Below are 20,992 nucleotides of genomic sequence, written 5' to 3' on the forward strand. Positions count from 1 at the left end.
TCTACTTCATTGTTGGAATAACAAATTCGGAACTGAGGACATCGTCTGGCCAGCGCTGCGTTACAGTTTTCACTTTTGTCCAGAACTTAACGCCTTCAGGCCCATGCTGGTTTGTGTCACCAAAGGATGAACGCTTCCATCCACCAAATGTGTGATAGGCTAATGGTACAGGAATTGGGACATTAATACCAACCATACCTACCTGAACGCGGCTCGCGAAATCACGTGCAGCTGCACCATTTCGCGTAAAGATACATACACCATTTCCATATTGGTGGTCTGACGGTAGAGCGATAGCTTCATCCAAATTGTCAGCACGTACTATTTGTAGAACAGGTCCGAAAATCTCTTCTTTATAGGATGTGTGAGATGGCTTCGCATTATCAAGCAGCGTTCCTCCCATGAAGAAGCCATCTTCATGCCCTTCAAGTACAAAATCGCGTCCATCAACAATCAGGTCTTGCCCTTCATCGATGGCCATTTGAATGTAATCTGCAACGCGCTTTTTATGTGCGGCGGTAACCATCGGCCCAAGGTCCGCAGTTTCGCTCAGTGAAGGTCCAATATTTAATGCCTTCACACGCGGGATAAGCATCTCAATAAGTTTATCAGCAGTTTCAGTACCTACAGGAACAACAACTGGTGTTGCCATGCAGCGTTCTCCAGCTGATCCATAGGCTGAACCAATTAATTGGTTTACGACATTATCCATGTCTGCATCAGGCATTACGATCATATGGTTTTTTGCGCCGCCAAAACATTGAACACGCTTATTGTGAGCCGCTCCATTTGAATAAATGTATTGAGCAATATCTGATGAACCAACAAAGCTTAGAGCCTCTACACGGGGGTCCTCAATCAAAGTATCGACGGCTTCTTTATCCCCGTTCACGACATTGAGAACGCCAGCCGGTGCCCCTGCTTCCATCATCAACTCTGCTAAACGCAAAGGAACAGAGGGGTCTCTTTCAGACGGTTTGTTTACGAAAGTATTTCCACACGCAATCGCCACTCCGAACATCCACATTGGAATCATCGCAGGAAAATTAAATGGAGTAATACCAGCACACACACCCAATGGTTGGCGCATAGAATATAAATCAATGCCTGGGCCTGCACCTTCTGTATATTCACCTTTTTGCAAGTGCGGAATACCACAGGCGAACTCAATTACATCTAACCCGCGTTGAACATCTCCGCGCGCGTCTGGCAGGGTTTTACCATGTTCAGACGAGAGCATTTTCGCAAGATTTTCCATATCCTTTTCAACCAAGGATTTGAAATTAAACATCACACGCGCACGCCGTTGGGGATTAACGGAAGACCACTCAGGAAATGCTTTAGCAGCTGCATCAATCGCTAAAGTAACATCAGATTTATTCGCGAGAACTGTTTGCGATTGCACCTGTCCCGATGTCGGGTTGAAGACATCATGGCGTCGAGCCGAATCCCCTGACCTACTTTCACCATTTATGAAATGCCCTAAAGTTCTCATCGTCCCGTCCTCCACTTGAACTATACGCTCTGCACTTTTCCATTGCATGAGGGTAAATTTTCTTCATTAGTAATTTATTGTAGTAATCAAAACTAAATATAATCATTTTCTCAGACTATATACCTACGCTGGTCATTTTGCGAGAAAAATATTGCCTCACGCAAATCCAATATCTGCACCAACACTATTGCCTACTTTAAATTTCCTTTTGTCGGATACTCTTACGCATCTGATACAGCTGGGATATTCGAGAAAGTTTCTGCATTAATCAATTTACGAAAAATCGGATAAATTTATGCATGAAGAATGAGCCGGACATCACAATATTATACTAGGCATATAAGAATGTACCGCTGGTCTGATGCTCAATATACCATCACATACAAATCAGATTGCTCGATACCGCCTTATGCGTAAAAAATCGGCCTTCTTTGATCAGAACGTTCCTTGCTCATAGTCAAAAGACCTGCCATCAATCGTTTATCGATAAATTTGAGACAAGGATTGCCTGATGCGCACTACAACACTTACGGCGCTTGCAACCATCATGATGCTTGCGGCTTGCCAACCAAGTTCTACTACGAGTGAACCAACACCAACTGAAACAGTTGTGACAGCGGAAGAGATTCAAGCAGAAACTGAGCGCCTAAACACATGGTTCGACGCTAAATTTGAAGAAGAGCTCGTTTTTAGTCCTGTGTCTCAAACATTTCTTGGTCGCGACACGGATCAAGACAAAATTGACGATATGTCTGTTGAAGCAGAAGAAGAAAAACTAGCTTGGCAGCGCGCTAAAGATGCCGAGATGAAGTCATCTTTTGATTATGATAAGCTAACTCCGGAAGCTAAAACATCTTGGGACATTGCCGTTTACCAACTTGAACAAGCAGAAGCATCCGCAAAGTACCGCTCTAACGGTTATGTGTTTGAACAAATGCGCGCTGTTCAAAGTTTTCTTCCGCAGCTCCTTATCGCATTTCATGTCGTTGAAGACGGCGAAGACATGGACAATTACCTTAACCGCATCAAAGAAGGTAGTCGCGCTTTGGAGCAACTTATTGTTCGCTCCAAAGATAATGCTGCAACAGGCGTACGACCACCCTATTTTGCTTTTGAAGCTGTAATCACTGAAGCAACAAGCCTTATTTCTGGGGCACCTTTTGAAGACGTAGAAAACGACAACGCTTTGTGGGCAGACGCTAAGTCCAAAATTGCTAAACTGCTCGAGGACGGAAAGATTGACCAAGAAAAAGCTGATCAGCTTACTGCCGATATCAAGACAGCCCTTCTTGGAAAATGGAAACCAGCTTACGAGAATTTGATCGCTTGGCAAAAAGAAGATCAAGTCAATGCACCAAAGACCGCCCAAGGCATAAGCGCATTACCCAATGGTATAGACTATTATAATGAGCGCCTCGCCAACCAAACAACAACAGACTTAACGGCTGATGAAATTCATGAAATAGGCTTAAAAGAAGTTGCTCGCCTACGTAGTGAAATGGAAGCAATTAAAACTGAATTTGGCTTTGAAGGTTCGTTACAAGAGTTTTTCACATTCCTAAGAGATACAAAAGACGATGAGCGCCTGTATTACCCTAACACCGATGAGGGACGTCAAGGATATATTGATGATGCCACAGCAGCCATCAACAAAATCAAAACTGAACTACCTAACTATTTCGGTATACTTCCCAAAGCTGATCTAGAAGTACGCCGCGTAGAGCCGTTCCGCGAACAAGACGGCGCTGCACAGCACTACTTCTCAGGAACGCCAGACGGGTCTCGTCCTGGTATTTATTATGCGCACTTGTCTGACATGTCGGCGATGCCAAAGCGTGAACTTGAAGTGATCGCTTATCATGAGGGCCTACCTGGTCACCACATGCAAATTTCGATCGCACAAGAATTAGAAGGTATTCCGACATTCCGTACGCAAGCCGGCTTTACAGCTTATGCTGAAGGTTGGGGGTTATATTCTGAGTGGTTGGCTAAACAAATGCCTGGTACTTATGAAGATCCATTGTCTGAATTTGGGCGTCTTGGTTCAGAGATTTGGAGAGCTATTCGTCTTGTTGTTGATACTGGATTGCACTCAAAAGGTTGGACGGAAGACCAAGCTATAAAGTATTTTCAGGAAAATTCTGCGATTACGAACGAGCAAGCACGATCTGAAGTGCGCCGCTATCTGGTGCTACCTGGACAAGCAACTAGTTACAAAATTGGAATGCTAAAAATCCAAGAATTGCGCGCAGATGCAGAAGCTGAGCTTGGTGACAAATTTGATATTCGCGCTTTCCATGACACGGTCTTAGGTGGAGGTTCTCTACCGCTTACCATTCTTGAACGTCGCGTGAAAGATTGGGTTGAAACTGTAAAAGCAAGTTAGACTCAACACTATATTTACATCCCTTAAAGCCCCGGCCTCCTCGCTGGGGCTTTTTGTTTACAAAACCTTTATTGCGATAATTAAATTTATCCTCAGAAAGAAGGGATTTAAACCTTCTATAAACGAGTTGGTACGCAAATCCTCTTTAGAGAACTAATGATTTTAGTGTTAGTTTCACTCGTAAAGATCAGCGATAAATATCGCCCTGATAGGATGTTCAAATGACGAAAAATTCTTCCAACACGCTTCAAATAGCAAAGATTATCGCTCGCGAGCTTAAAGTTGCTGATACTCAAGTTGTCGCTACAATCAATCTTCTGGAAGAAGGTTCTACAGTTCCATTTATTGCGCGCTATAGAAAAGAAGCAACGGGCGGACTGGATGACATACAGTTACGCAACCTGTCAGAACGTCTTAACTATCTTACTGAGTTAGGTGATCGACGTACAACAATCTTAAAATCGATAAAAGAGCAAGACAAGCTTACGCCAGAACTCGAAAAGCAGATCCATGCGACAGAAACGAAGGTTGAGCTTGAAGACTTGTATGCTCCATTCAAACCCAAGCGCCGCACGAAAGCTGCTATAGCGAGAGAAGCTGGTTTAGAACCGCTAGCGGATAAACTACTTGCCAACCCCTCCCTAGTCCCAACGACGGAAGCTCTTGCGTTTGTGTCCAACGACAATGGGATTACAGACCTGAATGCTGCGTTAGAAGGTGCTCGCAATATCTTGATTGAACGTATCGTCGAAACTCCATCTGTCGTCGGTCCTGTACGAGAGAAAGTATGGTCATCTGGAAAATTGGCTTCCAAAATAGTCAAAGGCAAAGAAAAAGAAGGTGCAAAATTTTCCGACTATTTTGATTTCGATGAACCGATCCATGAAATGCCGTCTCATCGCGCTTTGGCTCTATTGCGTGGACAAAAAGAAGGCGTCTTGAAAATCAATCTAGACGTTCCCCACCAAGCTAACCGGCCTCACCCAGTAGTTGGTATGGTTATGCGTGAGTTTGGAATAGCCAACAAAGGGCGTCCAGCAGATTCATGGATGTCAGATACTGCTGAGCAAGCTTGGAAAAGCAAACTCTCGACTTCAAGTGCCAATGATTCAATTTCTCGGCTTAAAGAGAAAGCTGACACGGAAGCTATTCGTATTTTCTCCCGCAATGCACGTGACTTACTGTTAGCTGCACCTGCCGGTGCTCGCGTTGTAATGGGAATTGACCCGGGCATTCGCACTGGATGTAAAATTGCGGTTATAGATGGTACAGGAAAACTACTTGATACTGACACCATATACCCTCACGAACCTCGCAAAGATTGGCAAGGAGCACTCGCAACTCTTGCCAAACTAAGCAAGAAGCACAACGTCGAACTCGTCAGTGTAGGAAACGGTACAGCTAGCCGTGAGACTGATAAGCTTGTCGCCGAACTTTCAAGCAAGATGCCAGAGCTTAAACTTACTCGTGTTATTGTTTCAGAGGCTGGCGCATCCATCTATTCAGCGTCGGAATTAGCATCCAAAGAGTTTCCAAATCTTGATGTCAGCATACGCGGCGCGGTTTCCATTGCCCGCCGATTGCAGGATCCTCTCGCTGAACTTGTAAAGATTGACCCTAAAGCTATTGGCGTTGGTCAGTATCAACACGACGTAGATCAAAATGCACTCGCTCGCTCACTAGACGCTGTCGTGGAAGATTGCGTGAACGCTGTGGGCGTGGATGTTAACATGGCATCAGCGCCACTGTTGGCACGTGTTTCTGGGCTTACACCAGCTCTCGCCAATAATATTGTTGCCTTTCGTGATGAAAACGGTCCCTTTAAAGCGCGTACAGCTCTAAAAAAGGTACCTCGCATGGGTCCAAAAGCATTTGAACAGGCTGCTGGCTTCCTGAAAATAGTCAATGGAAGTAACCCTCTCGACGCTTCTGCTGTTCACCCTGAAGCATACCCCCTCGTGAAACAGATTGCCGAAAAAACTGGCCGAAGCGTTCAAAGTCTAATCGGTGATAAAGCGTTTCTCTCGAAGTTGAATCCGAAGGATTTCGCTAACGAAACGTTCGGTGTCCCTACGGTTAAGGATGTATTGGCGGAGTTGGAAAAACCCGGTCGCGACCCTCGCCCCGAGTTTAAGACTGCAACCCTACAAGACGGCGTCGAAGAAATATCAGACTTAAAAACAGGAATGAAGCTTGAGGGTACAGTAACGAACGTAACGGCCTTTGGAGCATTCGTTGACGTAGGCGTTCACCAAGATGGATTAGTGCACATATCTCAACTCGCAGATACTTTCGTAAAAGACCCACACGAGATTGTAAAAGCTGGAGATGTCGTAAAAGTTATTGTGACCGACGTAGACATTCCTCGCAAACGCATCGCACTCAGCATGAAGTCAGGCAATGCAGAAAACCAGCGATCACGACGCGCTTAATTAAAATAGCGGGGTTCAAATTGAGCCCCGCTTCTTTATCACAAACGTTAAATATATTTCTTTATCAACGCCGTGAAACGCTCTGTTGAAATATCATCCTTTGACATAGTCGCTGATAGAGAATTATCTATTTCATGTGTCCCGATGTTATTGGGGATCTCACCCGAAAACAGCACGAGCGGACCTTCGTAAGCAGCGCGCAATTCCTGCACTGAATACCTAAAGTCAAAATGCGGCGGTAAAAGATTGTCCAATAAGACAATATTCGGACGCTTCTGACTTATTCGAATTAAAGCAATTTCAATATTCGCTGCATGGTCTATCTCTATGTGATCAAGCCCAGCCTTAGAAACATAAGCCTCGACCAACTTTGAAACATTGGCGTGGTCATCAACAACGAGAATACTCGCGCTCTTTACATCCAGATTTTTTGACGTTTGAGACATTACTACTCGTTATTTCATTTCCAAATTACACAACGGATTATACCTTTAGAGTGGTACACCTAATCAATATTAGGAAGCTTTACTTCTTGTAACCAAAAGTCGCGCAAGAATGATGCAATTCTTTTATAACCATCTATAGAATCTGGTTTTACCATGTATGCGTTGGCATGTCGTCTATAAGACTCAGCTATATCCGACTCATCATCAGACGTTGAAAGAACAATAGCTGGAATATTTTTCAGTTTCTCATCAGTTTTTAATGTCTCGAGTAGACCACGACCACCCATGCCAGGCATGTTGAGATCAGTCACGATGATTTTAGGGGCACTGCCATTATTTAAAGATGCCAACGCGCTCTCCGCGTCCTTAGCAATTTCAACATCGAGATCCGGATCAACCTGTTTAAGCGCTCGCATTATGAATTTACGATCTTTAAGATCGTCTTCAACGAGTAGTATCCCCACCTGCCTTAACATGAATGCTATTCTCCCGCCGATTAATAATTAAAAGACAACACAAATCGTGCGCCATCTTGGTATTTAGAGTCTAGATACAAATCACCCTCATGCAAAGCCATAATCTTCTTACATAGAGCTAATCCTATCCCTGCACCTTCTATATCATTGGAATGATGGAGTCGCTTAAAAGGTTCAAATATTTTCTTCTCAAAAGCGAGAGGAACGCCAACACCGTTATCTTCAACAATAATCATTTTACGACGCTCGATAGCGTTCATTTCGCTATAGATATTGATATGCAAATTTTCTTTATTGCCATATTTGCATGCATTTACGATTAAATTCTGTATGACCTGAACCATCAATTCGAAATTGACATTATATTCGAACAAGTCACCTACATTAATCTCTACAGTGGTACCGTTTGCTTCCAAAGTTACTTGCTTGCGTGCTTGGCTAACGACATCAGCTAAATCAATTTTTTGCATGTCAATGTTTTCGCTATCCAGCTTGAACAAGTCATACAAACTACGGACAATTCCACGCATTCGTCCCAGACCAGATTGAATTTCTTCGAGATATTCAGCTGAATCTCCAGGCAATTCTATGTCGAAGGTCTGAAGTTCGTCTGCAAATAGTTCCGCAAACATAGCTGATTGCCGCAAAGGCGCTTGCAGATCGTGTGATGCCACAAAAGCAAAATCAGATAGACTTTCATTTAAACGAGACAATTGCTGCTCTTTGCGTTTTATCTCAGTTATGTCTGTCGAAACCGCTAGAATGGTCCTGTTGCCCTTATGATCGGTCATAGGAATCTTATCTGTAGATATCCATCCTTCTTCGCCATGCGTGGGTGCGTAGGATTCTATGATGTTTCTTATTGCAACACCTGAATCAACAACTGCTTTATCATCTGCTAGATATTTAGCGGCTAATTCTGGAAACAATTCTTCTGTTTGGACACCCTCCACATCTCGGGGATCTTCCAAACCTACTGACCTAACAGCTGCGACGTTTGCACGGAGAATTTTGTTATTATCGTCCTTGTACCAAATTCGAGCTGGGACATTATCCAATACTGTTCTTAGTTCATGGTTTAGATCGCCAAGCATCTCAAGCGCAGATTCTAACTCCATTGCATGGCCAATGCGGGACGCAATAATTGTAAGCAACTCAAGTTCTGAATTAGGAAAAGGATTGATTCTTGGCCGATCACTTACGAAACTTATCGTCCCATTAAATTTACCATGAACAAAAATAGGAGCACCAATATAACTTCCAAAATCGTTTTGGGGCATGCAAGGGTGCGTTATCGCTCCTGCATTTTGGATGTCATCAAACGCGATGGGACGCTGCTCTTGGGCAATGATTGAACAGATAGTGTCTGTCAATTTCATTTGCCCACCGGCATGCACTCCCTCCATATTACCGATATATGATCTAATATTATAAACATCGCCTCTGATTTCAGAGATAAAGCCATCAGTTGCTCCGAAATTTTTCCGGCCAAGCTCTAACAAGCCTTCCATGTATTTTGTAGGATCACTGCCTGCTAGTGGAGATATTGTCTTTAATTCACGGACGGTCGTTTCAAAATTTTTCCGATCAGTAATTGGTGTGGACGTAATAGTTAAACCATCCTCGCCACACGGGGCACCCACGACTCGGAACCACCCTTCTATACCTTCGGAAGAATATGGAGATTCAACCGTAAAAGATTGCCCTGTGTCTACGGCATCAACGTAAAACTTGTAAAATTCAGAGTCTTTTAACCCTGGAAAGACCTCAAGGAGTCTTTTATTTACAATCTCAACCGGTGCGATTCCAGCAATTAATTTCAATGTATTATTCGCACCTAAAACATCAAAATCGGTCACCATTCCAGCAGAATCTCGGACAGCCTCAAGTCTTAAAATTAAAGCCTCACTCGCATTATAAATGGAACGCGAAATTTCACTTTCTTTGCGAGCAGATTCAGCCAACTGAAAAACTTTTCGCGTTAGGTCATGACTTTGAATCATACCCATAATAGTCGCGGCTAACTGCGCTAAGCGTTTTCGCTCTTTTAGGCGAAATACTTTAGGCTCATGTCCTATAACGCACAAAGTTCCCAGCGCATGTCCCTCTTTGGTTATCAAAGGCGCACCGGCATAAAACCGAATATGAGGCTTACCTGTAACAAGAGGATTTTGAGCGAACCGAACGTCTTTAGTCGCGTCCTCTACCACCATAACATCTGATGCTTGAATGGCATGGTGACAAAATGCAACTTCTCGAGAAGTTTCACTAACGCCTTCAAGGCCGCAATTTGACTTAAACCATTGTCGTTTTTCATCAACTAACGACACAAGGGCAATTGGAACATCAAATAAATCTGAGGCCAATTGGGTTATGTTGTCGTACTGTTCTTCTTGCGGTGAATCGAGAATGTCTAATGAAAGAAGCGCCTGCAATCTCGCAAATTCGTTAGTGATCTCATCCATCCAATTGGGCCTTGTATTCCTGAAAGTACATGCAATCTAAACACTACAACATTCATATCTAGTAAACATTGTTTCATTTATTACTTTTTCAGCTAAATTTGCTAACCTTAGATAGAGTTAGTAAATTAGTTTAACCATACATGAGCAAACCATTCTCACCAAATTTATTAACTTATCATGCGGGATAAAGTCTGAATTCCAATATGCCACTGCTATCAATTATCTAACTTAAAAAAGTAGCGATCTCTTTGAACGATTTTTTTATTTTAGCCGTTGCTGGAACAACAGCGTCATCGCTGGGGTGACCAACTGTTAAGATCATAGTTGGCTTTTCATGTTCCGGTCGTCCGCATAATTCATTGAGGAATTTCATAGGGTTGGGTGTATGCGTGAGCATAGACAACCCAGCTTGGTGTAGGGACGCAATGAGTAGCCCAGTGGCGATTCCAACACTTTCAGGTACATAATAATTTTTATACTTTGAACCATTTTCATAATGACCAAATCGTTGAGCAAAAACAATTATCAACCAAGGCGCGTCTTCTAGGTGTGGTTTAGATTCGTCAGTACCGATGGGCTCTAAAGCTTTAATCCATTCATCTCCGCCACCTCCTGCATAAAACGCTTTTTCTTCTTCTTCAGCAGCCAGCCTAATCTTCTTTTTGATTTTTTGATTGCTTATCGCAACGAAATGCCAGGGTTGATGGTTAGCGCCAGATGGTGCCGTCCCTGCTGTTCGAATAGCATTTTCAATAACGCTCACAGGTACCGGCGTCGTTTTATATTCGCGAACAGTGTGCCGCCGCTTCATATTGTCGTAAAAAGCTTGGGTTCTAGCCAACATTTCAGTATCTGCAAAATCGAACCTATCTGGCAGTGCCAATGGCTGATATTTAAAATCTTGTTTGTTGATCATTTTAGATAATTCCCATTTAGACTTGGCGACATAAAACCCACGCCCTCAGTTGGAAGTATTTCAGCGAGAAAATCATAAATTCAATTTTATGGGCTCTCTATCCATTTTCCAGTTTCAATCCCATCAATCGTCCAGCTTCCAACCCTGTATCGAATTAACCGCAAAGTTGGGAAGCCTATCGCAGCCGTCATTCTTCGTACCTGCCTGTTTCTACCCTCGGATATGGTCAACTCAATCCAACAATCTGGAACACTTTTGCGATATCGGACCGGCGGGTTTCTCGGCCACAAATGGGCTGGTTCTTCAATTCTTCGGACCTTGCATGGAGCTGTCAGACCATCTTTCAGAACAATACCCTGCCGGAGCAAATTAAGATCCGTTTCACTCGGTTCTCCCTCGACTTGCGCCCAATAGCATTTTTCCATCTTATGTTTGGGGTGACTTATGCGCTGCTGGAGCTTCCCATCATCCGTTAAGACGAGAAGCCCTTCGCTATCCCTATCTAAGCGACCAGCGGCATACACCTGCGGCACATTGATAAACTCGGATAAAGTTTTGCGAGTTGTTTGCGACAACCCAGCATCGGTAAACTGAGATAAAACATCAAAGGGTTTATTGAATAGTATTATTTTGGACATATCTCTGCATGCCATATTCGATGCAAACGCGACAAGAGCGCTTTAGTCGAATTACACCTATTCTACATGGGTTTTCCCGCGCTTTCGGAAAGCAATTCCAACTTCTTTTAATCGCCTGGCAGAATTTGGTTCACATGTCGCAATATGATCGAAACGACGTTTCATCCTTAAGGCGATAGACGTTTCATCCGTTGTGCCAAACATATTCCAAAAATTGAAACTCGTCGCTTGAAGGTTTCCCATAAGCGTTTTTCGAGAAACTTGAAAGTCTGCAATTTTTCTCTTTGGTTGTGCAAAATACTTTTTGTAATGGTCGTGTCCACCTGACAAGTCATAGGTTTTCAAACCCATTTCATCCATTTTTTCAATTGCACGATACAGCAGCACAATACCCGGTGCCGACTCGCTAAAACCTGGATCATAAGCTGATATCCAAGGATGAAAGTCACATTTTGCCCTTACACCAAAATGACCAGCTATAAATTTTCCATCGACCCATATTTCCGTAGAGTATCCACCAAATTGAGATGCCTCAGAAAACGGTAACTCCACGAAAGCATCCAACGCCTCGCGACTAAATGATGTCGACAAAATATCAACTAAGCCGCTGCGCTGAAATTGAGCGCTTTTCCAATCAAATAATTGTTTGAGACTTTCCTTGCTGGGTGCACCAAAACGAAGTTCAACTTGCGTAAAATCTTTCTCCATCTTCCGACTTAAACGACGAAAGTTCTTGTGACGTTTTGGGTTCTCTTTAAATCTCGACGCTAAATAGTCCGCTGCAGTTTGGTCTGCTAATTGTACAACATATGAAAGCCCTGGATTTGACACCTTAGTATCCACAACTGTCTCTATTGGTGTAACGCTCGCACTCGCACGATAACTATGGCATCCCAGCGCTTCCAAAACTTTTGCAAGCTCAAGATTATACCCAGCTGCAACAATAGGTCCTGAATAGTCATCAAACGGAGCTCCGACTGGTCTTACCAATCCACCAGGTCGCACATGACCGCAAAAAAAGCCAACCGGTAAGGCTCCTGACTTGATAAGCACCACACGAACATCATCACGTTTGCTAGCTATCGCTTTAGCAAATTCAAACGTTAATAACGCTGTCGAGTACACAGGATCTGCTAGACGTAAGTTTTCCCAATCTTGAATTTCTTTGTCACTCAGTTCGGGAACGCGTTTTACGACATAAGTTAAATCACTAGATATTTGGGAGCTCATTCTGCAGCTACAATTTCTTGCAACGGTGTCACTTCCAGTGTGTTTTTATCTATTTCAAAAGTAATAGGTGTGATTTGTTTATCAGGCGTTTTTCGAAACAACTTTATACCACGCGCTAAAATAGCTTTTGAAAGCAAATCAACGCCGCCACCTTTAGGTAAGGTTGCATCCATCCCCATGGATCGACGCAACACGCCATTTGTATAAAGCGCATTCGCCCTTAATAAGGCTGTTGGAGTCATATATTCACACGACAATGAAACGTTCATCATGTCGCTGTTTTGAACACGGTGAGGCGCGTTTTGCGGCCAAGTGATCGCATCCCCCGGCTTCATGTCAATTTTAGCCACATAGTCTTCAAATCCATGTTGATAGAGCATTTCTTCTTCTTGCTCTCGCAACACAACAGCTTCAATTTGTTCTGCTGTCGCAAATGGTGCTTTCGCAGGATAGAGATAGACCGTCTTTTCACCGCGCAACTGCACCAAACAAACCAACGGTATATCTAAATGATAGTGAACATGAATATGAGGGGATGAAATCAGCACGCCAACGTCTTGCTTTAACGTCTTGATATGTGCTGCCGAGTCCAGATTTGAAAATAGACGTTGTTTTATCTCTTCATATTCTGGCAGATATTTATTCACAGCCCGAAGATTTAACCAAATGCGTCCCTTTTTTACTGCTCGTATCAGTTCCGCTCCTGATAAATCCAACGCTCGTCCATGCATGGCTTTCACGCGACCCTCGGCATGATCGGGAAAGGAATATAACCCCAAATTCTCACGAGGGTAGCGATCTAAAAGATCTGCAATTCCGTCATCAGAGAATTTTTCATCTTTGTGCCAATCATGTTTAGCACTGATAATTTCGTGTGAGAATTTTTCTGGTGTATCTTCAGGCCAGTCAAAACGCATAATACTATCCTGTTTCCTATTCAGCGAACGCCATAGACGATAATAGAGTTCTTCCCAACACTTTTTCGCATACGCCATTATGCGAGTTTTGTGCCAAACAAAAGCGCAATTTTGAACCCAAATCTATCAACGTAGGAATTGCATTTCTATATCATATATCCATCAAACGTTTGATCGCACCCATTTCCGTCGTTTTGTTTAGTCTGCAATCAAATTAGCGCTTTAAATTTGGGCGTTAGTCTCAATTTGTTGCGCGTTCACGCGTCACCGAAACACTTTCTTTGTTCAAGAACAGAGATAGTTTTGACGGATAGTCAAAATGAATGGCTCCCTTATATCACGCAAGTCGCAGACGACGATGCATAAGCATCAGCCCGATGTCGGGATTAGATGGAGCGAAGAAGCTGAACAAACTCTCATTTGTTTCAAGCCCTCGGCTTTGAAATCAGTTTTCCCTTCTACCGTTAAGTCTTTCTGACACTCAGCGGTACATCTTTTCCGAGATATTCTCATGACAACGCGACGTATAAATTGCCTCATAACAACCCTTCTTGTTTCTACCTTAACAACTCACGCTTATGCACAAGAAAACCAAGCGGAGACATCCCAGACCAATACATTTGCACAAGCATTGGAAGCAACTAAAGCCAACCTAGATTTCCGTGTCAGGTATGAAGGTGTAGATCAAGATGGAATTGATAATTCTGCGAATGCTTTAACCTACAGAATCCGTGCCGGGTTAGAGACTGGTGAATACAAAAACACTAGCTTTTTAATAGACTTCGATCATATCCAAGACGTTGTTGATGATTTTAACTCCACCACGAACGGTAAGTCGGGTTACCCAGTTGTAGTTGATCCCAACACAACTGAACTCAACAGAATTCAATTAACAAACACATCCCTCCCCGATACCAAAATCGTATTGGGTCGCCAGCGCATAATTATGGATGATTCACGTTTTATCGGAAATGTTGGATGGCGTCAGAATGAGCAAACTTTTGACGCTCTTCGTGTGACTAACTCCAGCCTCGGAAAATTGAAAATAGACGCAGCTTATATTACAGGCGTGAACCGTATTTTTGGTGAAGAAAGCGCTGCAGGTAAGTGGACGGGCGATAGCTACGCATTCAATTTGTCCCACCCCTCTCCAATTGGTCAACTCACAGGCTTCGCATATTTTATAGATGCTGATGAAGCGGCGGTAGCATCTTCTCAAACAATCGGTGCTCGCTTGGCAGGTTCAAAGGAGTTAGGCAAAGGTAAGGTGAATTACGCTTTATCCTACGCACAGCAGGAAGATTACGGTTCATCTAACCTCGACTATTCCGCCGATTATTATCTTGTGGACGCTGCTTATGCTGTCAACGGATTTGTATTTGGCGGCGGCTATGAGGTATTAGGCGGCGATGATCAACGCGCTTTTAACACACCATTCGCTACGCTTCACAAGTTTCAAGGATGGAGCGATAAATTCTTAGTAACACCAACAAATGGTATTGAAGATTTGTATGCCAAAGTCGGTTACAAATTTGGTGATTTAGCCATTTTTAAGGGTGTCAACATTCTTGGTTTTTACCACGATTATTCTGCGGACACAGGTGCCGCTGACTATGGATCAGAATTTAACATTGTAGCCTCAGCCAGCGTAAACAAAAGCAAATTTACACTCAAATACTCCAATTATAGTGCAGATGACTTTGCCACTGACACTTCAAAATTATGGGTCTCAATTGACTTCGCATTCTAAAGATACAGCAATTCAAAATGCAAAGGCGCAGATGGCTAAACAGCCACCTGCGCTCTTGCGGGTACTGCTCATCGACGACAATCCAAAGCGTGCAACCTTGGTAGAACAAGGATTAACGGAATCTGCGCTCGTACATACCGCGAGCAAAGTTCATGGACGTGCGCTTTTAGACCTGATCGCAGTTATAAAACCTGACGTTATAATCATGGACTGTTATTCACCCGATAGGGATTCTATTGAGAGTTTAAGAACTGTTGTTCAGAACAACCCCAAACCCATCGTTATGTTTGTAGAAGAAGAAGATCCTCAGGGTTTTCAACAAGCCATTGATGCGGGCGTAAGTGCTTATGTTGTCGATGGCCTAACGCCTAAACGTGTAAAGCCTGTTATTGATGTCGCGATAGCTCGCTTCAAAGTTATGAACGATTTGAGGTGTGAACTCAAAAAGACAAAGGATGACCTAGCCGCTCGGAAGGTCATAGAAAAAGCCAAAGGCATGCTCATGCATAAGCGAGACATGACCGAAGATCAGGCCTATGCCGCCATGCGAACCATGTCTCAAGAACGCGGCACACCGCTTAAAGACGTAGCTGAGAATATCATCGCTATTTTAAGCCTGCTTGATGATTGAGCTATAAGGAAAACAGTTATGAACACCCCAGCTATCAATATTGGGTTTGCACGCCTTTCCGATTGCGCAATGATCGCTGTTGCCAAAGAACATGGTCTTTTTGAAAAGCATGGCTTGGATGTAAATCTTATCCGTTACAAATCATGGGCTGCTATGCGAGATGGCTTAGCGCATAAAATGATCGATGCAGCACATATGTTGTCGCCCATGGTCGTCGCATCTGCAGCCGGACTAGGTCCCTATCCTGGACAATTCACAACTGGCTTTGCATTTAATTTAAACGGCAATGCCATTACTGTATCCAACAGCCTCCTGCGCCATATGCAAAGCATATCTCCCGAATCCATGCTGCAGTGCCCATTATCAGCAAAGGGGCTTAAACACGTCGTCGAAATACGGAAAGCTACAGGCCAACCAAAGCTTGTCTTTGCTCACGTATACCACTTTTCAATGCATGCATATGAATTACGCTATTGGCTTTCCGCTGCTGGGATTGACCCAGACGAAGATGTCGAACTTGTTGTTGTGCCCCCAGCGCAAATGGTGGACAGTTTGCGTGCGAAAGAAATAGACGGCTACTGTGTAGGAGAACCATGGAACACTGCCGCCGCTCTTGCAGGACTTGGTCATACGCTAATCACATCTTCAGAGATTTGGGCTGGTCATATCGAAAAAGTACTCGCTGTTAGATCCCAATGGGCGGACGCCAATGAAGATATTCATCAATCCCTTATCAAAGCATTGCTGGAAGCATCCATCTGGTTGGACCACCAAGACAATAGAGTGGAAGCCGCCCAATTAATATCCTCTTCAAAATATGTAGATGCCCCACTCCAAGATATTCTCTCCTCCCTTACTGGAAAGAACCGTCAAACGGGTGGAAATTTAAGAAGAGATATGCCCGATTTCAATATCTTTCACAGATATGCAGCTAATTTCCCATGGGTCTCTCAAGCAAAATGGATTCTTACGCAAATGGTACGTTGGAACCAAATTTCATCAAATATTGATTTTGATAAAATCGCACGTCTAGCTTTCCGTCCAAATGTTTATCGCCAAGCTGCATTGGAATTAAACGTAGCCACCCCTTTAATTGATGAAAAAATTGAAGGTTCAAACCACCACGCATGGATATTAAATAGCGCTTCTCAAGCCATTGCGATGGGAGCAGATAATTTTATAGATGGACGTATTTTTGATCCTCAACAGCCAGAAGAATACATTCTTAATTTTCAAACAGATGATGAGTTCAAAACTTCCAAAATGCCAGCTCAGGTAGAATAACAGGTCTACATAAGGTGGCACCAAGCAATATAGCAAAACCCCGAAACCTTGAAGCCATCTCAAGTGTTAAACGCCTCAACCTTTCCGAAAGCAGGCGACTATATGCTTGATATCATAAGGATACCATACTTGCTTTTTGGCGTGCTTCATTTTGAAGGCTATAAGGGTATCGGATCAATAAAATCGCTGGATTTTGAACCTTCTGTTCCGTTGTATCATGCGCTAACCGACCCAGAACAGTTTTGACATTCCGCATTTTATCTGTACCGGCATTCTCGATCCAATCAGCAGGCGCATCCGCTGGTACACCCGCAATCATCAGATTTGATTGAATTTTCCATGCTTGTGCTACCCCCATGTAAAAAGCCACACACACTCCCGGTCTTACAATCTTAGCCCAATCAGGTGAAGTATCAGCATCTGCAGCCCGACCTGTTGTAACAATAAAGCTCTGTAATTCAGCACGTTCTGTAACTGTGATAACACTTTCTGAAGCTGCAGCTAATGCTGCTGTAACTCCCGGCACTATTTCCACTTCAGCACCTACAATACTTGCCGCTGCTATCTCTTCAGCAGCACGTCCGAAAATCATGGGGTCACCTGACTTCAGACGCGAGACCTTCAATCCCTTAAGCACACTTCTTTGAATTAATTGATTTAATTCTCCTTGTTGAACGCCCCCATCACCCGGCTTTTTACCGACATAAGCACGCTCGATATTCTCTGGTATTAGCTCCAAAACTTCCTGACTCACTAAGCGATCATACAATACAATATCGGATGACCGTATACGAGATACTGCGCGCATCGTGAGGAGATCTGCAGCCCCCGGACCGCACCCAATCAGGGTTAATTTTCCTTTTGATTTCATCATTCTGCAGCTTCCAAATTCATTTTAGTTGAAACTTCGGATTGGACTTTAATCATCGCCGCTATCTCCGGCTTACAGGAACCGCAGTTCGTCCCAGCGCACGTCTGTTCACCAACTTTAGCTACTGTATTAGCGCCGGCTTGAATCGACCGTAGTATTTCACCTGATCCTACCCCCATACAGGAACACACAATTTTACCACTAACTTGGCCAGATGGAGGTCGACCAGCCAACACTCTCAGTCTTTCTTCCTGTGAGAGTGTTTTACCTATATTTTGACCAATCCATGTACGGTCAGCTTCTACTGGACCATTAAACGAAGCAAAAACAGCTGCTTGCAGTTGGTTTGAATTAAACTCAGAATACCGAAACTCTTTGCTCACTGAATTTTCAAATGATATAATTTCGCTGTCAGGAAATTTTGATGTTAAAGACTTCAAATAATGGGATAAATCACCAGTGCTAGTATCTCCCGCTAACTCAACGGCCCAACCGTCACCACGGCGCGATATCGCCCAGTAAACAGCGCCAGATAATTGTGAAGGCTCTATTTCCTTCATAGTCCCAATATAGGCCCACCATTCCAACTCCATTTTACGAATGTTTACAGGTGTGTATTTAAGCTCGGGTTGACCAGAGGTCGGATCATGAGCTGGACTGGTTACTTCATCTATACAAGCCCTAGATGCATACCTGCGTGTCCAATGTATCGGAGAAAAAACATTTCCTTGAGATACACGATCAGTAACAATCGCCCTTAGGTAAGCCTTCCCCCATTTACTGCTGACAACAGCGACATCTGCATCTTTGAGATTTAGTCTCAGAGCATCCTTTGGGTTGATTTCAACGTAAGGCTCACCAATATGGGTCGACAAGCGTTGAGTTTTTCCTGTTCGAGTCATGGTATGCCATTGATCTCTGATACGGCCAGTGTTCAGAACGAGGTCAAATTCTGTATCAATTAGGTTTATAGCCGAACGTACTGGGGTCGGAACAAAATTCGCCCTCTTATCAATCGTAAAGAACTGTCCATTTGCAAAAAACCTTTTGGCAGATGTGTCCTGTTCCGCATTCCCAGTCTTCGGCCATTGAAAAGGTTTTATTTGATCATATTCGGAAGACGAAACTTCGCTAAACTTTCCAATATCAAAATCTCGGGATTGGTTGTTCTCAAACGTCGACATCTGCGCGTATTCACGAAATATTTCTGATGGGTTCTGAAAACTAAATCCATTAAACCCCATTCGCTGTGCTACTTCACAAATGATCTCCCAATCGTGCTTGGTGTTGCCAGGTGGTTTCAAAAAACTACGTTGTCTCGATATTCGCCGTTCTGAGTTTGTAACCGTTCCCGATTTTTCTCCCCAACCTGTTGCAGGTAATTTCACGTCGGCCAATGTCAAAGTATCGCTATTCTCCACAATGTCAGAGACTACTACAAATGGACATTTCTCTATAGCATCCCTAACTTTGGCAGCGTTTGGCATCGAAACAGCTGGGTTTGTAGCCATTATCCAGAGCGCTTTTATTTTACCTTCATGGACAGCATCAAACATATCTACGGCTTTCAAACCTGGACCTCGAGTAAGGTTTGGAGCTTTCCAAAAACGCTTTACCCTATCCAAACTCTCTGGTTCAAAATCCATATGCACGGCAAGCTGATTAGCTAGTCCACCGACTTCCCTTCCTCCCATTGCATTAGGTTGTCCAGTAATAGAAAATGGGCCCATACCCGGTCGACCAATGCGGCCAGTAATCAAATGGCAATTGATAATTGCGTTTACTTTATTTGTACCTGAACTAGACTGATTTACACCTTGAGAATATATACTTAAAGTTCTCGATGTTTCTTCATACCATTCAAAAAAAGTCTCTATATTTTCAATGGTAAGACCAGTAGCTTCCACGACTTCATCCATTGAAAAACTGGAAGCAACTTCCAATGCACTCCCAAGTCCATTTGTATGGTCCGTTACAAACGTATCATTGTAAGCGTTGGAATTGGCGAGATAAGCAAATAGCGCATTAAAAAGGGCAACATCTCCTCCAACTTTAATTTTCAAATGAAGATCTGCTGCATCTGTGGTCGCCGTATCTCGTGGATCAACAACAACAATCTTGGTTCCCCGTTCAATTTTTGCAGCCAATAAGCGCTGATGCAAAACTGGATGGCACCAAGCGAAGTTAGAACCGATAAGTACAACTAGGTCAGCCAATTCCAAATCTTCATAACACCCTGGAACAGTATCCGTTCCAAAAGCTCTTTTATGACCAGCAACCGAAGACGCCATGCACAAGCGAGAATTGGTGTCTATATTTGAAGAGCCTATAAAGCCTTTCATAAGCTTGTTCGCTACGTAATAATCTTCAGTAAGCAATTGCCCCGACACATAAAACGCGACGCTGTCTGGCCCATGTTCTGCAATGGTCTGAAGAAACTTACCTGCCACTCTATCTAGTGCTGAGTTCCAATCTGTTTTAGAGCCTTCTAATTCTGGTTCTAAAAGCCTCTCTTCAAGTGTAAGTGTTTCCCCCAACGCGCTTCCCTTTGAACAAAGTTTACCAAAGTTAGAGGGGTGTTCTGGATCGCCTTGAATGTCAGCGGCTTGACCATCATCTGACGGATTTGCAATTACGCCGCAACCGACCCCACAATAAGGACAAGTTGTACGCGTTCCAGTTAGTTTTGAGGCAAGGCTTTCTTCTAAGGGCATACCTTTCTCTATGCTCCTACTTCAACAAGCACGCGCCCATCTTTAACTTCAACTGCAAATGTTTTAACGCACCCCTCATCAGCACCTCTTGCCAAGCCTGTTGGAAGATCAATTACAAAATTGTGAAGAGGACAAGTTACGCCCGTGTCGTGCACTATGCCCTCACTAAGAGGCCCTTTTTTATGAGGACATTCATTGTCTATGGCATAAACTTCGTGCGCTGATGTTCGAAAAAGACCCAATTCAAGCCCTTTCCATTTCATGCGCCGTGCTCCTCTTACTGGTATTTCTTCAAGAGCGCATACATCAATCCACTTTGTCGCAATAATATCGCCGTCCAT

At 43.5% G+C, this 20,992-nt stretch carries 16 protein-coding genes; 5 read left to right on the plus strand and 11 right to left on the minus strand.

The genetic code is table 11. From position 1 onward, the window contains the following. Nucleotide 1 precedes the first annotated feature (1 nt). Nucleotides 2-1,495, minus strand: coding sequence for a CoA-acylating methylmalonate-semialdehyde dehydrogenase (locus tag ACFQS8_RS03075; protein ID WP_382166577.1), 1,494 nt, complete (start codon nucleotides 1,493-1,495; stop codon nucleotides 2-4). Nucleotides 1,496-2,006: 511 nt separating this feature from the next. Between ACFQS8_RS03075 and ACFQS8_RS03080 the strand changes: the two genes are divergently transcribed. Then, nucleotides 2,007-3,881 (plus strand): DUF885 domain-containing protein, encoded by a 1,875-nt coding sequence (locus ACFQS8_RS03080; RefSeq protein ID WP_382165598.1) that lies wholly within the window; start codon nucleotides 2,007-2,009, stop codon nucleotides 3,879-3,881. Between the two features lie 221 nt (nucleotides 3,882-4,102). Further along, on the plus strand, nucleotides 4,103-6,313 hold the full coding sequence (locus ACFQS8_RS03085; RefSeq protein WP_382165599.1) for a Tex family protein: 2,211 nt from the start codon (nucleotides 4,103-4,105) through the stop codon (nucleotides 6,311-6,313). Between the two features lie 47 nt (nucleotides 6,314-6,360). On the opposite strand, the gene ACFQS8_RS03090 is transcribed toward ACFQS8_RS03085, so the two are convergent. The 7 genes from ACFQS8_RS03090 to ACFQS8_RS03120 all read right to left on the minus strand — a co-directional run bounded on the left by ACFQS8_RS03090 (nucleotide 6,361) and on the right by ACFQS8_RS03120 (nucleotide 13,401). Then, nucleotides 6,361-6,759, minus strand: a complete 399-nt coding sequence (locus ACFQS8_RS03090) for a response regulator (RefSeq protein WP_382165601.1) — start codon at nucleotides 6,757-6,759, stop codon at nucleotides 6,361-6,363. A 59-nt stretch (nucleotides 6,760-6,818) separates the two neighbouring features. Then, nucleotides 6,819-7,235 carry a response regulator gene (locus tag ACFQS8_RS03095; RefSeq protein WP_382165603.1) on the minus strand — a complete coding sequence of 139 codons (417 nt, stop codon included), beginning with the start codon at nucleotides 7,233-7,235 and terminating at the stop codon, nucleotides 6,819-6,821. A 20-nt stretch (nucleotides 7,236-7,255) separates the two neighbouring features. Then, complete coding sequence (locus tag ACFQS8_RS03100; protein ID WP_382165605.1) at nucleotides 7,256-9,700, minus strand: GAF domain-containing protein; 2,445 nt, start codon at nucleotides 9,698-9,700, stop codon at nucleotides 7,256-7,258. Nucleotides 9,701-9,923: 223 nt separating this feature from the next. Continuing rightward, on the minus strand, nucleotides 9,924-10,616 hold the full coding sequence (locus ACFQS8_RS03105; protein WP_382165607.1) for a nitroreductase family protein: 693 nt from the start codon (nucleotides 10,614-10,616) through the stop codon (nucleotides 9,924-9,926). A gap of 86 nt (nucleotides 10,617-10,702) precedes the next feature. After that, complete coding sequence (locus ACFQS8_RS03110; protein ID WP_382165609.1) at nucleotides 10,703-11,254, minus strand: pseudouridine synthase; 552 nt, start codon at nucleotides 11,252-11,254, stop codon at nucleotides 10,703-10,705. 57 nt (nucleotides 11,255-11,311) lie between these two features. Continuing rightward, nucleotides 11,312-12,484, minus strand: a complete 1,173-nt coding sequence (locus ACFQS8_RS03115; RefSeq protein WP_382165611.1) for a GNAT family N-acetyltransferase — start codon at nucleotides 12,482-12,484, stop codon at nucleotides 11,312-11,314. Beyond that, entirely contained in the window at nucleotides 12,481-13,401 is a 921-nt protein-coding gene (locus ACFQS8_RS03120) for a hypothetical protein (protein ID WP_382165613.1), read from the minus strand. Before ACFQS8_RS03120 ends, ACFQS8_RS03115 begins: the two co-directional genes overlap by 4 nt. Nucleotides 13,402-13,912: 511 nt before the next feature. On the opposite strand from ACFQS8_RS03120, the gene ACFQS8_RS03125 reads away from it, so the two are divergent. Genes ACFQS8_RS03125 through ACFQS8_RS03135 form a run of 3 tightly spaced genes read left to right on the plus strand, consistent with a single transcriptional unit; the run spans nucleotide 13,913 to nucleotide 17,066 of the window. Beyond that, nucleotides 13,913-15,151 (plus strand): hypothetical protein, encoded by a 1,239-nt coding sequence (locus ACFQS8_RS03125; RefSeq protein ID WP_382165615.1) that lies wholly within the window; start codon nucleotides 13,913-13,915, stop codon nucleotides 15,149-15,151. Then, complete coding sequence (locus tag ACFQS8_RS03130; RefSeq protein ID WP_382165617.1) at nucleotides 15,135-15,782, plus strand: ANTAR domain-containing response regulator; 648 nt, start codon at nucleotides 15,135-15,137, stop codon at nucleotides 15,780-15,782. The genes ACFQS8_RS03125 and ACFQS8_RS03130 overlap by 17 nt, the downstream gene beginning before the upstream one ends. Before the next feature lie 18 nt (nucleotides 15,783-15,800). Further along, nucleotides 15,801-17,066 (plus strand): CmpA/NrtA family ABC transporter substrate-binding protein, encoded by a 1,266-nt coding sequence (locus tag ACFQS8_RS03135; protein ID WP_382165618.1) that lies wholly within the window; start codon nucleotides 15,801-15,803, stop codon nucleotides 17,064-17,066. A 112-nt stretch (nucleotides 17,067-17,178) separates the two neighbouring features. On the opposite strand, the gene cobA is transcribed toward ACFQS8_RS03135, so the two are convergent. Genes cobA through nirD form a run of 3 tightly spaced genes read right to left on the minus strand, consistent with a single transcriptional unit; the run spans nucleotide 17,179 to nucleotide 20,992 of the window. Beyond that, on the minus strand, nucleotides 17,179-17,940 hold the full coding sequence (gene cobA, locus ACFQS8_RS03140; RefSeq protein WP_382165620.1) for a uroporphyrinogen-III C-methyltransferase: 762 nt from the start codon (nucleotides 17,938-17,940) through the stop codon (nucleotides 17,179-17,181). Continuing rightward, nucleotides 17,937-20,651, minus strand: coding sequence for a nitrate reductase (locus tag ACFQS8_RS03145; protein ID WP_382165622.1), 2,715 nt, complete (start codon nucleotides 20,649-20,651; stop codon nucleotides 17,937-17,939). The genes cobA and ACFQS8_RS03145 overlap by 4 nt, the downstream gene beginning before the upstream one ends. An 8-nt stretch (nucleotides 20,652-20,659) precedes the next feature. Beyond that, the gene (gene nirD, locus ACFQS8_RS03150; protein WP_382165624.1) at nucleotides 20,660-20,992 is read right to left on the minus strand and encodes a nitrite reductase small subunit NirD; all 333 of its coding nucleotides are present in this window, start codon (nucleotides 20,990-20,992) and stop codon (nucleotides 20,660-20,662) included.

Source organism: Hirschia litorea (assembly GCF_042665075.1).
GTDB lineage: Bacteria > Pseudomonadota > Alphaproteobacteria > Caulobacterales > Hyphomonadaceae > Hirschia > Hirschia litorea.

Coding starts and splice junctions, on each gene's coding strand:
- ACFQS8_RS03075 (WP_382166577.1), bottom strand. CDS start 1,495: ATGAGAACTTTAGGGCATTTCATAAATGGTGAAAGTAGGTCAGGGGAT.
- ACFQS8_RS03080 (WP_382165598.1), top strand. CDS start 2,007: ATGCGCACTACAACACTTACGGCGCTTGCAACCATCATGATGCTTGCG.
- ACFQS8_RS03085 (WP_382165599.1), top strand. CDS start 4,103: ATGACGAAAAATTCTTCCAACACGCTTCAAATAGCAAAGATTATCGCT.
- ACFQS8_RS03090 (WP_382165601.1), bottom strand. CDS start 6,759: ATGTCTCAAACGTCAAAAAATCTGGATGTAAAGAGCGCGAGTATTCTC.
- ACFQS8_RS03095 (WP_382165603.1), bottom strand. CDS start 7,235: ATGTTAAGGCAGGTGGGGATACTACTCGTTGAAGACGATCTTAAAGAT.
- ACFQS8_RS03100 (WP_382165605.1), bottom strand. CDS start 9,700: ATGGATGAGATCACTAACGAATTTGCGAGATTGCAGGCGCTTCTTTCA.
- ACFQS8_RS03105 (WP_382165607.1), bottom strand. CDS start 10,616: ATGATCAACAAACAAGATTTTAAATATCAGCCATTGGCACTGCCAGAT.
- ACFQS8_RS03110 (WP_382165609.1), bottom strand. CDS start 11,254: ATGTCCAAAATAATACTATTCAATAAACCCTTTGATGTTTTATCTCAG.
- ACFQS8_RS03115 (WP_382165611.1), bottom strand. CDS start 12,484: ATGAGCTCCCAAATATCTAGTGATTTAACTTATGTCGTAAAACGCGTT.
- ACFQS8_RS03120 (WP_382165613.1), bottom strand. CDS start 13,401: ATGCGTTTTGACTGGCCTGAAGATACACCAGAAAAATTCTCACACGAA.
- ACFQS8_RS03125 (WP_382165615.1), top strand. CDS start 13,913: ATGACAACGCGACGTATAAATTGCCTCATAACAACCCTTCTTGTTTCT.
- ACFQS8_RS03135 (WP_382165618.1), top strand. CDS start 15,801: ATGAACACCCCAGCTATCAATATTGGGTTTGCACGCCTTTCCGATTGC.
- cobA (WP_382165620.1), bottom strand. CDS start 17,940: ATGATGAAATCAAAAGGAAAATTAACCCTGATTGGGTGCGGTCCGGGG.
- ACFQS8_RS03145 (WP_382165622.1), bottom strand. CDS start 20,651: ATGCCCTTAGAAGAAAGCCTTGCCTCAAAACTAACTGGAACGCGTACA.
- nirD (WP_382165624.1), bottom strand. CDS start 20,992: ATGGACGGCGATATTATTGCGACAAAGTGGATTGATGTATGCGCTCTT.